The organism is Chloroflexota bacterium (assembly GCA_016235055.1).
Lineage (GTDB): Bacteria > Chloroflexota > Anaerolineae > JACRMK01 > JACRMK01 > JACRMK01.
This window is the reverse complement of record JACRMK010000064.1, coordinates 1-12,919: the sequence shown is the minus strand read 5'-3', so window position 1 is coordinate 12,919 and position 12,919 is coordinate 1. Positions and strand designations below refer to the sequence as shown.

Here is a 12,919-nt window from a genome sequence, read left to right as displayed (position 1 = left end):
CCAAGGATCGCTTTCGCAATTTCGCCGCGGGGTTGTCAGACCTGGTGATGAGTATTGCTACCGCATTGCATAACTTTCGCCGGACCAGACGACGCTATCGCCACAAGCGATCCAATGCCTATTTTGAATAGAGTCTAATGAATTCTACTGGACTAAAAACGGTCGAACCAACTTTGTCTGGCTGCCCAACGGCGGTGACAAATCGATCAAGCGTGACATAAGATGCAACGCTAACGTTGCAATGGGTGGTGCCGATGATCGTCGGTTCGCAGTGCAAACCAGACAGAATAATGCCAAGCGCTTGAAGCTCGGTAATCCTAGGGTCTCCGATAGTGTTCGCCAGTGTCGGTATGCTTTCGGGTGTAGTGGGTGGCTTTCGCTCAACGTAGGGATGCTCGGGCGTAACAATCGCTGTCGGAGTAGGCTGGGGTGTATCGCGCAGCACGAACGCGCAGCCCGCTACAGCAAGCACGAGCGCCATGATGACTTGGCAGCGCAGCATCGAACACCTCGCGGACATGAGAGGGAAACGTCTCTATTCGCGCCGATTCGCGTTATTCGCGGATACCGCCGTTACTCGATGACCTTCTTCGCGCGCAGTTCGGCCAGCGCGGCGTCGTCGTAGCCCGCCTCGCGCAGAATCACCTCGGTATGCTCGCCGGACTCCGGCGACGGCTCCAGCCGTGGCACCGGGCTGCCGCTCAGCTTCAGCGGTGAGGCCACCTGCATAATCGTGCCCGCCTGCGGGTACTCAACTGCGGCGAACATGCCGCGCGCCCGCAGGTGTGGGTCCTCCACTGCTTCGGCCAGCGTCTGCACTGGGTCCACGCACACGTCGGCGTCGCCGAAGAACGCCAGCCACTCGGCGCGCGTCTTGCTGCGAAAGAGCGTCCGCAGCGTTTCGATCGTCGGCGCGGCGGCCTCGCCGATGTCCTGCCGTCTATCGTTCAGGTCCTCGCGGTCGATCATCTTGCAGAACGTCGCCCAGAACTGCGGTTCCAGCGCGCCCAGCGCCAGCCACTCGCCGTCCGCGCACTGGTAGACGTTGTAACATGCCAGGCCGCCGCCCAGCGCCGTCTCGCCGCGCCGCACGCGCTGGCGGTCGTACATGAACTGCGGCAGCACCATCGGCAGCCACGGCAGCACGCCATCCATCATACTGATGTCCACAAACTGCCCGCGTCCGCTCGTCGCGCGCGCGACGAGCGCCGCCAGCACGCCGATGGCGGCCAGGTACGCGCCGGTCAGATCGGCGATTTGCACCGGCAGCGGAAGCGGGTCGCCGCCCAGCGCGCCGAACAGGTCGAGCAGGCCCGCCCGCGCCAGGTAGTTCAGGTCGTGCCCGGCCCGGTCGCGGTACGGGCCGTCCTGGCCGTAGCCGCTGATCGCGCAGTAGATGATGCGCGGGTTCAGCGCGCTCATCGCCTCATAGCCGATGCCCATCCGGTCGAGCCGTCCCGGCCGGAAGCCGTCGAGCACGATATCGGCGCGCTCGACCAGGCGCGCAAAGACCGCCTTGCCTTCCTTCGGGCGCACGCTCATCTTCAGGCTGCGCTTGTTGCGGTTCAGCGCCATGAAGTGAATGCCCTGCGTGGCGGTCACCCGCGGCGCGCCCTGCCGCAGATAGTCGCCCAGCAGCAGGTCTTCGATCTTGATCACATCCGCGCCGAGGTCGGCCAGCATCAGCGAGCAGAACGGGCCGGGCAGCAGGCGGGTCAGGTCCAGCACGCGCACGCCGTGCAACGGTCGCATGGCATCTCCTTGAAGTGGGGGCATCGGCTTCGATTATATGGACAATCGCGTTTGTTGGCGAAATACGGGCGTGTTATAATCGCCACGCGGACGCGCATAACCGCGGCCGCGCGCGACCGGCAGCCCGGGGCGTTTGCGCTCCACCCGCTTTTCGGTATAATCGCGCTACCTCAGCGAGGACTCCTGCTTTGCGCAACATTCTGGTCACTGGCGGCGCGGGCTTCATCGGCTCGAACTTCGTCCGCTATCTGCTCGGCAAATACCCGGACTACCGCATCGTCGTCTTCGACAAGCTCACGTATGCCGGGCGCGTCGAGAATCTGCTCGCTGTGGACGACGATCCGCGCTACGCCTTCGTGCGCGGCGACATCGCCGACGCGGCATCGGTCGCCGCCGCCATGCAGCAGCATCAGATCGACACGATCGTCAACTTCGCCGCCGAGTCGCACGTCGACCGCTCGATTCTGAGCGCCGACGCGTTCGTCAGGACCGACATCTACGGCGCCTACGTTCTGCTGGAGGCCGCGCGGCAGTTCAAGGTCGAGCGCTATCATCAGATCTCCACCGACGAGGTGTACGGCGATGTGCCGGAAGGGTACTCGAAAGAGAGCGACCCGTTCCTGCCGAACTCGCCATACGCCGCCAGCAAGGCGAGCGCAGAACTGCTGATCCGCTCGTACTTCACGACGTACAATTTGCCGGTCGTCATCACGCGCGGTTCTAACACCTTCGGGCCGTACCAGTACCCGGAGAAGCTGCTGCCGCTTTTCATCACCAACGCCATCGACGACCAGCCGCTGCCGATGTACGGCGACGGCCTGCAGGTGCGCGACTGGCTGCACGTGCTCGACCATTGCAAAGGCATCGACGTCGTGCTGCACCAGGGGCGGCTCGGTGAGGCATACAACATCGGCGGCGAGAACGAGCAGCACAACATCGATGTGATCCGCTTGATGCTGCGCGCGCTCGGCAAGCCGGAATCGCTGATCCGGCGTGTGCGCGACCGCGAAGGCCACGACCGCCGCTACGCGCTCGATACCGCCAAGCTGCGCGCGCTCGGCTGGGCGCCGCGCCGCGACTTCGAGGCGGCCATCGGCGAGACCGTCGACTGGTTCCGCCAGAACGACTGGTGGTGGCGGCCGATCAAGTCCGGCGAGTATCTGGAATACTACAAGCAGCAGTACGGCGAGCGGCTGGCCGCCGCCCAGCCAGGGAGCGAGGGCCGGTATGAAAGTGCTTAGCTATCGAATCCTGCTACGGCCGGAGCCGGAGGGCGGCTACACGGTGAGCGTGCCTTCACTGCCGGGCTGTATCACGTACGGCCAAAGCGTTGAAGAGGCGCGCCAGATGGCGCAGGAAGCGATCGAACTCTATCTCGAAACATTGCTGGAAGATGGAGCCGAAGTGCCCAGCGATGATCAGACGCTAGAATACACCCTGCTGGTTTCTGCTCATGCCTAAGCTGCCGGCGCTCACGTCGCAAGCCGTCATCAGCGTTCTGGAACAGCGAGGCTTCAAGTTGCGGCGAAGCAAAGGGAGTCATCAGATATACTTTCATCCCGCATCCCGCAGGCGTGTCACGGTGCCGTTCCATCGTGGCCCATTGCCTGTCGGGACGCTCCGCTCGATTTTACGCGAAGCCGGCATTGAGCCGGACGAACTGCGAGAGATGCTATAGCCTATGACTGAGCCTATTGATAGCCAACCAGCCGACACACCTGGCACGCCACTGGCCGGCCTGGACTTGCCCGATCCGTTGCCCGCGCCAGTCGAGCCGGTTATCGTCGAGCGCACGAACTGGATCGCGACGATCGGCGTCGGGCTGATCCTGCTCGTGCTTGGCTTTGGCGCAGGCTTCAGCGCGCGCCCGCTGCTCATTCCGGCGCCGGCGCCGGTTGTCGCGCCGCCAGTCGGTGGAACACCCGGATCGGGCGGCAGCATGCTGGATCTGATCTACGGATCGGTCCGGCACTACCGGGGCGATCCGAAAGCGCCGGTCACGATGCTGGAATACAGCGACTTCCAGTGACCATACTGCGGGCAATTCGCCACTGGCGCGGCGCGCCAGATCGACCAGCAGTATATCCAGAAGGGCATCGTCCGGCTGGGCTACGTGCATTTCGCTTTTCTTGGCGCTGAGTCACAGTGGGCCGCCGAGGCGAGCGAGTGCGCCGGCGAGCAGGGAAAGTTCTGGGAGTATCATGACTACCTGTTTACGCACCAGAAGGGCGAGAACAAGGGCGCATTTTCCAAAGACAACCTGAAAGGGTTTGCGACGGAGCTTAAGGTCGACGCGGCGCGCTTCAACGCCTGCGTGGATTCGAGCAAGTTCGAAGCGGTCGTGAAGGCCGAGACCTTGTCTGCGGAATCGATCGGCGTGCAGAGCACCCCGGTCTTCCTGGTCGGCGGCCGCCCGGTGATGGGCGCGTACCCGTTCGAGGAGTTCCAGAAACTGATTGAAGCGGCCCGTTAGCGGCCATTCGGAGACGGCAATGTTCAACGGTTTGGGCATGCACATGGGCAATCTGTCGCGCCTGTCGCGCGCGCAGACACGCTCCATCAGCCCGGAGAACTTCAGCGGCGAGCAGGGCGCGGGCGGTATGGCGACCGAGGGCACGGGCCTGGAGCACGCGACCGGACTGGGGCGCGGCTGGAAGATCTCGCCATCGATCCGCATTCAGGCTAAAGAAACGCGCACGCTGGCCGATATGGCCGGCATGGGCGCCATCCAGCATATCTGGATGACGCCGACCGGCACCTGGCGTTACTGCATCCTGCGCATTTACTGGGACGATCAGACGACCCCATCGGTCGAGTGCCCGCTGGGCGACTTCTTCGCCAACGGCTGGGGCCAGTACGCGCAGGTGTCGTCGCTGGCGGTCTGCGTCAATCCGCGCAGCGGGCTTAACACGTACTGGGAGATGCCGTTCCGCAAGCGCTGCCGCATGACGCTGACCAATCTCGGCGATGAGCCGATGACGCTCTACTACCAGATCACCTACGCCCTGACCGATGTGCCGGACGACGCGGCCTACTTCCACGCGCAGTTTCGGCGCACCAACCCGGTCCCGTACGGCGAGGTGGTCACGATTCTGGACGGCGTGCGCGGGCAGGGCCACTACGTCGGCACCTATATGGCGGTCGGCGTCAACAACAGCGGGTGGTGGGGCGAGGGCGAGATCAAGTTTTACATGGACGGCGACCGCGAGTTCCCGACGATCTGCGGCACGGGCACCGAGGATTACTTCTGCGGCTCGTATAACTGGGATCTCGGCAAGGAGAACGGCGGCTACCGCGAGTACACCACGCCGTATGCCGGGTTGTCACAGGTCTTGCGCCCTGACGGTCTGTACCGCTCGCAGATGCGCTTCGGCGCGTACCGCTGGCACATCGCCGACCCGATCCGCTTCGCGCTGGACGTGCGCGTGACGATCCAGATGATCGGCTGGCGCGCCGACCGCCGCTACCTGCCGCTGCAGGATGACGTTTCTTCGGTCGCGTACTGGTACCAGTCGTTGCCGTCGGCGCCGTTCCCGCTGCTGCCCGCGCGCGACGTTCTGGAGATCATCTAGCGCTGTCCCGGGAGGTCTCATGCCGCTGGTGAACTACACGGCCGTTGGCGCGGTCGCCGTGCTCGAACTGAACAACCCGCCGGTCAACGCGTACACGCTGGATCTGCTGGGCGAGCTGGACGCGGCCATCGTGCGTGCGCGCGGTGACGACAGCGTCTGGGTCGTCGTCGTGCGCGGCGCGGGCGAGCGCTTCTTCAGCGCCGGCCCCGACGCCCGGCAGTTCGCCGCTGCCAGCGCCCGCATGCGCTACCACATGGCGCTGTTTGCTTCCGAGACGTTCAGCCGGCTGGAGGCCACGCCGAAGCTGACCATCGCCGCCCTCAACGGCACCGCGCTGGGCGGCGGGCTTGAACTGGCGCTGGCCTGCGATCTGCGTGTCGCCAAGCGTGGCGAGCGCATGCAGTTGGGTCTGCCGGAGGCCAATCTCGGCCTGATGCCGGGCGCGGGCGGCACCCAGCGCCTGCCGCGGCTGGTCGGCAAGAGCCGCGCGATGGAGATGCTCGTCACAGGCAGGTCGGTCACGCCGGACCATGCGCTGACAATCGGGTTGGTCAACCGCGTCTGCGACGAGGACGGCTACGACGATGCCGTGATGGAGTACGCGCGGCAGTTCCTGCCGCCGCAGCACGCGGCCAAAGCGGTCGGCGCCATCAAGCGCGCGGTTCAGGCGGGTCTGGACGGCACGGCCGCCGAAGGCATCGCGCTCGAGCGCGAGTTGCTCCAGCAACTGTTCGAGAGCGCGGATGGCGAAGAGGGAATTCGGGCGCTGCTGGAGAAGCGCACAGCCGTCTTCACGGGCGCGTAAATCCGGCGCCCCCATCATGACAAGGAGAACCGCATGATCTTCACGAGCCCCTACCCCGATCGAACGATCCCGGACATCCCGTACCATGCGCTCATCCTGCAGAAAGCCATGGAGAACAAGGATGTACCCGCGCTGATCGACGGACCCAGCGGCCGCACGCTGACGTTCGGGCAGGTCGCCGGCGGCGCGCGCCTGATCGCGTCGTCGCTATCCAAACGCGGCTTTGGCAAGGGCGACGTGTTCGCCATCTGCCTGCCGAACCTGCCCGAGTACGCCGTCGCGTTTCACGCCACGCTCATGCTCGGCGGCGTCGTCACGACGGCGAATCCGCTCTACACGCCGGAAGAACTGGCGTTCCAGTTGAACGACACGCAGGCCAAGTACCTGCTGACCATCCCGATGTTTCTGGAGAAGGCGGCCGCCGCCGCCAAACTGTCGCCGTCGGTCAAAGAGATCTTTGTGCTGGGCGAAGCGGCCGGTGCGACGCCGTTCGCCTCGCTGCTGCAAAGCGACGGGCAACTGCCGCCGGTGCAGATCAACCCGCGCGAGGACCTGGCGGTGATTCCGTATTCCAGCGGCACCTCCGGCCGCCCCAAAGGCGTGATGCTGACGCACCACAACCTGGTGGCGATCACGATCCAGGCCGATGGCATCACGTCGTACGACAAGGGCGACCGCACGCTCGGCGTGCTGCCGTTCTACCATATTTACGGCATGGTCGTGCTGATGAACTTCCCGATGTACAAGGGCGGCGAGTGCGTGACCCTGCCGCGCTTCGATCTCGAGCAGTTCCTGCAGACGATCGAGAAGTACAAAATCACACATCTGTACCTGGTGCCGCCGATTATCCTGGCGCTGGCCAAGCACCCGCTGGTGGACAAGTATAATCTCAAGTCGGTCAAGCTGATCAACTCCGGCGCCGCGCCGCTTGACGAAAGCGTGCAGAAACTGGCGAGCCAGCGCATCGGCTGCCTCGTGACGCAGGGCTATGGCATGACCGAGACGAGCCTGGCCAGCCACGTCACACCCGACATTCCCGGCAAGATCAAAGCCGGCTCGTCCGGTTTCCTGTTGCCCAACATGCAGTGCAAGATCATCGACGTATCCACCGGGGCGGAGCTCGGCCCGAACCAGCGCGGCGAGATCTGCGTGCGCGGCCCGAACATCATGCGCGGTTACCTGAACAACACGGTCGCCACGGACAGCACGCTGGACAAGCACGGCTGGCTGCACACCGGCGATGTCGGCTTTGTGGACGACGAGGGCCATACCTTCGTCGTGGACCGGGTCAAGGAACTGATCAAGTACAAGGGCATGCAGGTTGCGCCCGCCGAGCTGGAAGGCGTGCTGCTGGCGAATCCGGCGGTGGCCGACGTGGCGGTCATCCCGAGCCCGGATGAAGAGGCGGGCGAGGTGCCGAAGGCGTTTGTGGTGTTGAAGTCGCCGGGGGCCGCCACGCCCGACGAGTTGATGGCCTTTGTGGCCGGCCGGGTCGCGCCGCACAAGAAGATCCGCCGGCTGGCGATTGTCGATTCGATTCCGAAGTCGGCATCCGGCAAAATCCTGCGCCGCCTGCTCGTCGAGCAGGAGCGCGCCGCGGTCAAGGCTTCGTGAATTCGCGCGCGGGTGCATCCCGACGCATCATTTTTTTCTTTATTAGGAGGAACTGGTCATGGTTCGCAACCCTCAGACGGCCCGCTCGACGCGGACGGGCGTCCGCTCGATCCCGTTGAGCCGGGTCGCAGTCCCCGCGCCGCGCCGCAAACCGGTCGACGTCGATGAGCCGGCAGAAGCAGCCGACGAAGAGGACGATGATGATTGGGACGACGACGACGACGAGGACTTCTTCGAAGATGACGACGAAGAAGAAGCCGTCGATGACGACGACGACGATGATGCTGACGACGATGCCTGGGACGATGACGACGAATAACGCGCCGTGATTGCGCGCCGGCGGGCGGGCGCGCCAGGCGCCCGCCCGCCGCTTCATACACGCTGCCATCGCACTGCATCCGCGCAGACGCACGGCAGCCCGGGAGTGAACAGGTGGAAGCCAAAGATTTCATCGCACTGCAGATCAAATCGGCGCACTCGCTGATGAACAGTGCCATCGAAAACACGCCGCAGGAGATGGTCAACCGCAAGGTTGGCGACGACGCGAACACGATTGCCGCAGCGTACGCGCACACCATCGGAGCCGAGGATTACTTCATCCAGACCGCCATCTTCGGCAAACCGCGCCTGTGGGAGAGCGTGTGGCAGGCGAAACTCGGCATCACCGCGCAGATCGGGCGCGACTGGGCCGTCAATATCCCCGACCTGGCCGCCTTTCGCGAATACGCCGCAGCCGTGATGACCGCCGCCGAGGCTTATGTGGAGACGCTCACACCCGCCGAACTCGACCGCGAGGTGGCGGTCTTCGGTAACATGCGGCCCGTTTCGCGCGTGCTGGTCTCTATTTCGACGCATGGCTGCGGCCATGCCGGAGAAATCGCCGGACTCAAAGGCGCCATGGGCGTCAAGGGCCTGCCGTTCTAGCCATGAGCGCGCTCCCGACGGTTGCCATCACGCTCGGTGACGCGTGCGGCATTGGCCCCGAGGTCGTCTTCAAGGCGCTGGCGCTCGATGACGTCCGCGCGGCCTGCCGCCCCGTCATTGTCGGCAGCCTGGCGGTCGCCGAGCGTGACCGCGCGTTGTATGCGCCAGGGCTGGCGTTGCGGCCGGTCGCGTCCATCGGCGTGCCGCCGTTCGATGGCGCGCTCGAACTGATCGATCTGGGCAACCTCGGTCTTGCCGACGCGCCGCGCGGGCAACTGTCGCCTGTCGCGGGCAAGGCGGCCGCCGAGTTTGCGATCCGCGCCGGGCAAATGGCGATGACCGGCCAGGTGGACGCCATCGCCACCGCGCCGCTCAACAAAGAAGCGATGCGCGCAGGCGGCGTCCACTACATCGGCCACACCGAGTTGTATCAGGAAATCGGCGGCAACGTGCCGGTGGCGACCATACTCATCAGCGGCACGATGCGCGTGGTGCATGTGGTACAGCACGCGTCGCTGGCCGAGTCGCTGCAGCGCATCACGCGCCCGAACATCCTGCACACCATCCGCACCACGCATCACGGCATGCGACTGCTCGGTTTTGCGCGCCCGCGCCTCGGCGTCTGCGGGCTGAACCCGCACAACGGCGAAGGCGGGCTGATGGGGCGCGAGGAGATCGACAGCATCACGCCCGCCGTGCAGGACGCGCAGGCCGAAGGCATCGACGCGCGCGGGCCGTTCGCCGCCGACTCGATCTTCTTCCGTGCGGTGCGCGGCGAGTTCGACTGCCTCGTGGCGATGTTTCACGACCAGGGGCATATCGCGATCAAGACATACGGCTTCGACGAGAGCATCACGGTCACGCTCGGCCTGCCGTTCATTCGCACCTCCGCCGACCACGGCACCGCGTTCGATATCGCCGGGCAGGGGCGCGCCAACCCGCAGAGCATGGCTGCGGCGATCCGGTTGGCCGCCACGCTGGCGCGAAACCGCTTCGCCTCCGCATGAAAGCGCGCCTGCTGTCGCTCGGCGTCTTCCTCGTCTCGCTTGCCCTCTACGCCGTATCAACCGCGCACCTGATCGACACCGTGCGCTGGCCGACCGGCGACGAGCCGTACTACCTGCTTATTGCGCACTCGCTGGTGCATGACGGCGATTTCGAGCTGACCAATAATTTCGACAATCTCGACTATAGCGCCTATTATCCGGGCGAGCTATACCCGCGCCACGAAGCTGTCACGCCAAAGCCGATCCTGGTGTCCAAGCACGCACTCGGCGTGCCGGTCCTGATTGCGGCGGGCTACGCGCTGGCGGGCTGGGCGGGCGCGGCGCACACGCTGAACCTGGTTGGCGCGCTGCTGGCGCTCAACCTGTTCTGGCTGGCCCGCGATGTAACCGGCAGCACGCGCACCGGCATCGCCGTGTGGCTGGCATTGGCTTTCGCCACGCCGTTCTTCACGTATTCCGAGTTGATCTTCCCCGAGGCGCCGGCGGCGCTGCTGATCGTATACGCCTACCGTTCGTTGCGTGACGTGCGGCGCGCCGGTGCGCGCCAGCGCCTGCTGACCGGCATCTGCCTGGCGTTCCTACCGTGGCTGCATGCGCGCTTCCTGTTCGTCGTGGCCGGTTTTGGCCTCTGGCTGGCTGTGCAGGAGTGGCAGTGGCTGCGTGGCCGGCCGCTTGTCCACGCATTGCGCGAACGCCTGCCGGCCATCGCGCCGGGACTTGCGATCCTGCTGGCATCGGCCGCTTTGTTCACCGCCTATAACCTGTACGTTTACGCCTCGCCGTTTCCGAACTACGCCGACCATTCCGGTTCCGGTACGCCGGAGGAGATAATCGGGGCGTTCTTCGGCATCTGGCTCGACCAGCAATGGGGGCTGCTGAACCACGCGCCGGTCTATCTGCTGGCATTGGCCGCCGTGCCGCTGCTGCGCCGGAGGCGTGCGTGGCGCAGCGTCATCGGCTGGCCGCTGATCGTCGGCGCGCCATACTTCATCCTGATCGTGCAATACCGCTACTGGTGGGGCGAGTGGTGCCCGCCTGCTCGCTACCTGGCGCCGTTGCTGCCGGTGCTGGCGCACCCGCTGGCGCTGGCGCTCGACCGGCTGCGAACCTGGCGGTTTCGCTCCGTTTTCGCCGGGCTGGCCGCCTTAGGCTGGCTCGTCTCGCTCTCCTTCGCGGTGGATGGTCATCTGATGTACAATCACCCCTTAGGCCAGAGCGCGCTACTGGGCGCGTGGGGCGCAATGATCGGGCAGAATCTGACCCGGTTGGAGCCATCGTACATCATGATGTTCCTGAAGGATTTCGACCCGCTGCGCTGGGCGATCACCCAGGCACTGCTGACGGTCGCATGGCTCGCCGGGCTGTCGTTCGTCGCCGTCGCTGCGTTTGGCGTCCCGTTCGCCCATGGGTTCGATGAGCGGCGAACGCCTGCCAAATCGGTTTGACCTGCAAGCGCAATTTCTCTATAATGCGGCTGTTCAGCCCCCTTTACGAGGAGTCACAACACCATGGCAAGCGTTACGTACGAACATGTGGTAAAGCAGTTCAAGGGCCGCGGCAAGGAAGGCGTCGTCACGGCCGTCAACGACCTGTCGCTGGAAGTCCAGGACAAGGAGTTCCTGGTGCTCGTCGGCCCGTCGGGCTGCGGCAAGACCACGGCGTTGCGCTTGCTGGCCGGCCTGGAGGAAATCAGCGGCGGCAACATCCTGATTGGCAAGCGCGTCGTCAACGACGTGGCGCCGAAAGACCGCGACATCGCCATGGTCTTCCAGTCGTATGCGTTGTACCCGCACATGAGCGTGTACGATAACATGGCGTTCGGCCTCAAGCTGCGCAAGACGCCCAAGGCCGAAATCGACTCGCGCGTGAAGGATGCCGCCGATATCCTGCAGATCGGCCATCTGCTCCAGCGCAAGCCGAAGGAACTGTCGGGCGGTCAGCGCCAGCGCGTCGCGCTGGGTCGCGCGATCGTGCGCAAGCCGCAGGTCTTCCTGATGGACGAGCCGCTTTCGAATCTTGACGCCAAGCTGCGCGTGCAGACCCGCGCCGAGCTGATCAAGCTGCACCGCAACCTCGGCACCACGTTCCTCTACGTGACGCACGACCAGGTCGAGGCGATGACGATGGGCACGCGCATCGCGGTCATGAACCAGGGCCTGCTGCAGCAGGTCGATTCGCCGCAGAACCTGTACGATCACCCGGCCAACATGTTCGTGGCAGGCTTCATCGGCTCGCCATCCATGAACTTCGCCGATGCGACGCTCGTCAAGCAGGACTCCAAGCTGTTCATCGATGGCGGCTCCTTCCGGCTCGAAGTGCCGGAAACGCGCAAGGCCCAGTTGTCGGCGTACGCCGGCAAACCGGTCAAGTTCGGCATCCGCCCGGAAGACCTGCATGACCGCGGTCTGGCGCCCGTCGGCATCACCCCGGCCTACATGACGGCCAAGGTCGATTTGACCGAGTTGATGGGCAACGAAATCATCATCAACTTGCTCGTGGGCAGCACCGCGTTTGTCGCGCGCGTTGACCCGCGCACGCAGGCGCGCCCCGGGCAGGATCTCGAGTTGGCGATCAACCTCGACAACATGCACGTGTTCGACCCGCAGACGGAGCAGGCGCTGGTCTAGCCCGTCTGCCGGCACCCGCAACGGCCGACTCCCGAAGCACTGCGCTTCGGGAGTCTTTTTTCCAGGCATTCGCACGGGAGGGTGGCGCGATGGATGCAACAGAACAGAGCGTCGTGGCGCTTGTGCTGGCGTTCAATGACGCGCTCAATGCGCGCGATCTGGACGGCATGATGCAGCGCATGACGGCGGATTGTGCGTTCGAGAACACCGATCCGCCGCCGGACGGCGCGCGTTATGCCGGGCAGGCCGCCGTGCGCAGCTTCTGGGAGTCGTTCTTTCGCAGCTCGCGCGCATGCCGGATCAGCGCCGAGGAGATCTTCACCGCCGGGCCGCGCTGCGTCATGCGCTGGCGGTACGACTGGGTGGGGCTCGACGGCGCGCGCGGGCACGTGCGCGGCGTGGATCTCTACCGCATCGAGGACGGGTTGATCGCGGAGAAGTTGTCGTACGTCAAAGGCTGAATGGCTGGCGCGCTATCCAGCAATTCTCATTTTGGAGTCGGCTGCCAATATGCCCCCTCATCCCCTGCCCCTTCTCCCCCGCGCGCGCGGGGGAGAAGGGGAAAAGCTAACGGGGAGGTGCGCGGCGGCGCAGCCGCCGCGCACCTCCCCTAAGAAT

16 protein-coding genes are annotated in these 12,919 nt (G+C 65.0%); 14 read left to right on the top strand and 2 right to left on the bottom strand.

What is annotated here, in order from left to right; genetic code table 11:
• Positions 1-118: 118 nt before the first annotated feature.
• Together HZB53_16315 and HZB53_16310 are read right to left on the bottom strand one after the other, a co-directional pair.
• Complete coding sequence (locus tag HZB53_16315) at positions 119-502, bottom strand: hypothetical protein (protein ID MBI5879213.1); 384 nt, start codon at positions 500-502, stop codon at positions 119-121.
• A 71-nt stretch (positions 503-573) separates the two neighbouring features.
• The gene (locus tag HZB53_16310) at positions 574-1,752 is read right to left on the bottom strand and encodes a CoA transferase (protein ID MBI5879212.1); all 1,179 of its coding nucleotides are present in this window, start codon (positions 1,750-1,752) and stop codon (positions 574-576) included.
• Between the two features lie 188 nt (positions 1,753-1,940).
• On the opposite strand from HZB53_16310, the gene rfbB reads away from it, so the two are divergent.
• From rfbB to HZB53_16240, 14 genes are all read left to right on the top strand, one after another.
• The gene (rfbB, locus tag HZB53_16305; protein ID MBI5879211.1) at positions 1,941-2,993 is read left to right on the top strand and encodes a dTDP-glucose 4,6-dehydratase; all 1,053 of its coding nucleotides are present in this window, start codon (positions 1,941-1,943) and stop codon (positions 2,991-2,993) included.
• Positions 2,980-3,213, top strand: a complete 234-nt coding sequence (locus tag HZB53_16300) for a type II toxin-antitoxin system HicB family antitoxin (GenBank protein ID MBI5879210.1) — start codon at positions 2,980-2,982, stop codon at positions 3,211-3,213. The genes rfbB and HZB53_16300 overlap by 14 nt, the downstream gene beginning before the upstream one ends.
• Positions 3,206-3,430 carry a type II toxin-antitoxin system HicA family toxin gene (locus HZB53_16295; GenBank protein ID MBI5879209.1) on the top strand — a complete coding sequence of 75 codons (225 nt, stop codon included), beginning with the start codon at positions 3,206-3,208 and terminating at the stop codon, positions 3,428-3,430. The genes HZB53_16300 and HZB53_16295 overlap by 8 nt, the downstream gene beginning before the upstream one ends.
• Before the next feature lie 3 nt (positions 3,431-3,433).
• Complete coding sequence (locus tag HZB53_16290) at positions 3,434-3,781, top strand: hypothetical protein (protein ID MBI5879208.1); 348 nt, start codon at positions 3,434-3,436, stop codon at positions 3,779-3,781.
• Between the two features lie 39 nt (positions 3,782-3,820).
• Positions 3,821-4,225 (top strand): thioredoxin domain-containing protein, encoded by a 405-nt coding sequence (locus tag HZB53_16285; GenBank protein MBI5879207.1) that lies wholly within the window; start codon positions 3,821-3,823, stop codon positions 4,223-4,225.
• 37 nt (positions 4,226-4,262) lie between these two features.
• Positions 4,263-5,324: a DUF2961 domain-containing protein gene (locus HZB53_16280; protein ID MBI5879206.1), complete on the top strand. Its 1,062-nt coding sequence runs from the start codon at positions 4,263-4,265 to the stop codon at positions 5,322-5,324.
• Between the two features lie 19 nt (positions 5,325-5,343).
• Positions 5,344-6,129, top strand: coding sequence for an enoyl-CoA hydratase/isomerase family protein (locus tag HZB53_16275; GenBank protein MBI5879205.1), 786 nt, complete (start codon positions 5,344-5,346; stop codon positions 6,127-6,129).
• Between the two features lie 33 nt (positions 6,130-6,162).
• Positions 6,163-7,743 carry an AMP-binding protein gene (locus HZB53_16270; protein MBI5879204.1) on the top strand — a complete coding sequence of 527 codons (1,581 nt, stop codon included), beginning with the start codon at positions 6,163-6,165 and terminating at the stop codon, positions 7,741-7,743.
• 58 nt (positions 7,744-7,801) lie between these two features.
• Positions 7,802-8,062: a hypothetical protein gene (locus HZB53_16265; GenBank protein MBI5879203.1), complete on the top strand. Its 261-nt coding sequence runs from the start codon at positions 7,802-7,804 to the stop codon at positions 8,060-8,062.
• A 113-nt stretch (positions 8,063-8,175) separates the two neighbouring features.
• On the top strand, positions 8,176-8,667 hold the full coding sequence (locus tag HZB53_16260) for a DinB family protein (GenBank protein MBI5879202.1): 492 nt from the start codon (positions 8,176-8,178) through the stop codon (positions 8,665-8,667).
• A 2-nt stretch (positions 8,668-8,669) separates the two neighbouring features.
• Positions 8,670-9,674: a 4-hydroxythreonine-4-phosphate dehydrogenase PdxA gene (gene pdxA, locus HZB53_16255; GenBank protein MBI5879201.1), complete on the top strand. Its 1,005-nt coding sequence runs from the start codon at positions 8,670-8,672 to the stop codon at positions 9,672-9,674.
• The gene (locus HZB53_16250; protein ID MBI5879200.1) at positions 9,671-11,119 is read left to right on the top strand and encodes a hypothetical protein; all 1,449 of its coding nucleotides are present in this window, start codon (positions 9,671-9,673) and stop codon (positions 11,117-11,119) included. Before pdxA ends, HZB53_16250 begins: the two co-directional genes overlap by 4 nt.
• Before the next feature lie 63 nt (positions 11,120-11,182).
• A complete protein-coding gene (locus tag HZB53_16245; protein MBI5879199.1) occupies positions 11,183-12,301 on the top strand; it encodes an ABC transporter ATP-binding protein in 1,119 nt (372 codons plus the stop codon).
• Between the two features lie 89 nt (positions 12,302-12,390).
• Positions 12,391-12,762 carry a nuclear transport factor 2 family protein gene (locus tag HZB53_16240; GenBank protein ID MBI5879198.1) on the top strand — a complete coding sequence of 124 codons (372 nt, stop codon included), beginning with the start codon at positions 12,391-12,393 and terminating at the stop codon, positions 12,760-12,762.
• Positions 12,763-12,919: the final 157 nt, after the last annotated feature.

Bases quoted from the DNA above. Each gene is read 5' to 3' on its own strand.
- HZB53_16315 (MBI5879213.1), bottom strand. From the start codon at position 502: ATGCTGCGCTGCCAAGTCATCATGGCGCTCGTGCTTGCTGTAGCGGGC.
- HZB53_16310 (MBI5879212.1), bottom strand. From the start codon at position 1,752: ATGCGACCGTTGCACGGCGTGCGCGTGCTGGACCTGACCCGCCTGCTG.
- HZB53_16300 (MBI5879210.1), top strand. From the start codon at position 2,980: ATGAAAGTGCTTAGCTATCGAATCCTGCTACGGCCGGAGCCGGAGGGC.
- HZB53_16295 (MBI5879209.1), top strand. From the start codon at position 3,206: ATGCCTAAGCTGCCGGCGCTCACGTCGCAAGCCGTCATCAGCGTTCTG.
- HZB53_16290 (MBI5879208.1), top strand. From the start codon at position 3,434: ATGACTGAGCCTATTGATAGCCAACCAGCCGACACACCTGGCACGCCA.
- HZB53_16280 (MBI5879206.1), top strand. From the start codon at position 4,263: ATGCACATGGGCAATCTGTCGCGCCTGTCGCGCGCGCAGACACGCTCC.
- HZB53_16275 (MBI5879205.1), top strand. From the start codon at position 5,344: ATGCCGCTGGTGAACTACACGGCCGTTGGCGCGGTCGCCGTGCTCGAA.
- HZB53_16270 (MBI5879204.1), top strand. From the start codon at position 6,163: ATGATCTTCACGAGCCCCTACCCCGATCGAACGATCCCGGACATCCCG.
- HZB53_16265 (MBI5879203.1), top strand. From the start codon at position 7,802: ATGGTTCGCAACCCTCAGACGGCCCGCTCGACGCGGACGGGCGTCCGC.
- pdxA (MBI5879201.1), top strand. From the start codon at position 8,670: ATGAGCGCGCTCCCGACGGTTGCCATCACGCTCGGTGACGCGTGCGGC.
- HZB53_16250 (MBI5879200.1), top strand. From the start codon at position 9,671: ATGAAAGCGCGCCTGCTGTCGCTCGGCGTCTTCCTCGTCTCGCTTGCC.
- HZB53_16245 (MBI5879199.1), top strand. From the start codon at position 11,183: ATGGCAAGCGTTACGTACGAACATGTGGTAAAGCAGTTCAAGGGCCGC.
- HZB53_16240 (MBI5879198.1), top strand. From the start codon at position 12,391: ATGGATGCAACAGAACAGAGCGTCGTGGCGCTTGTGCTGGCGTTCAAT.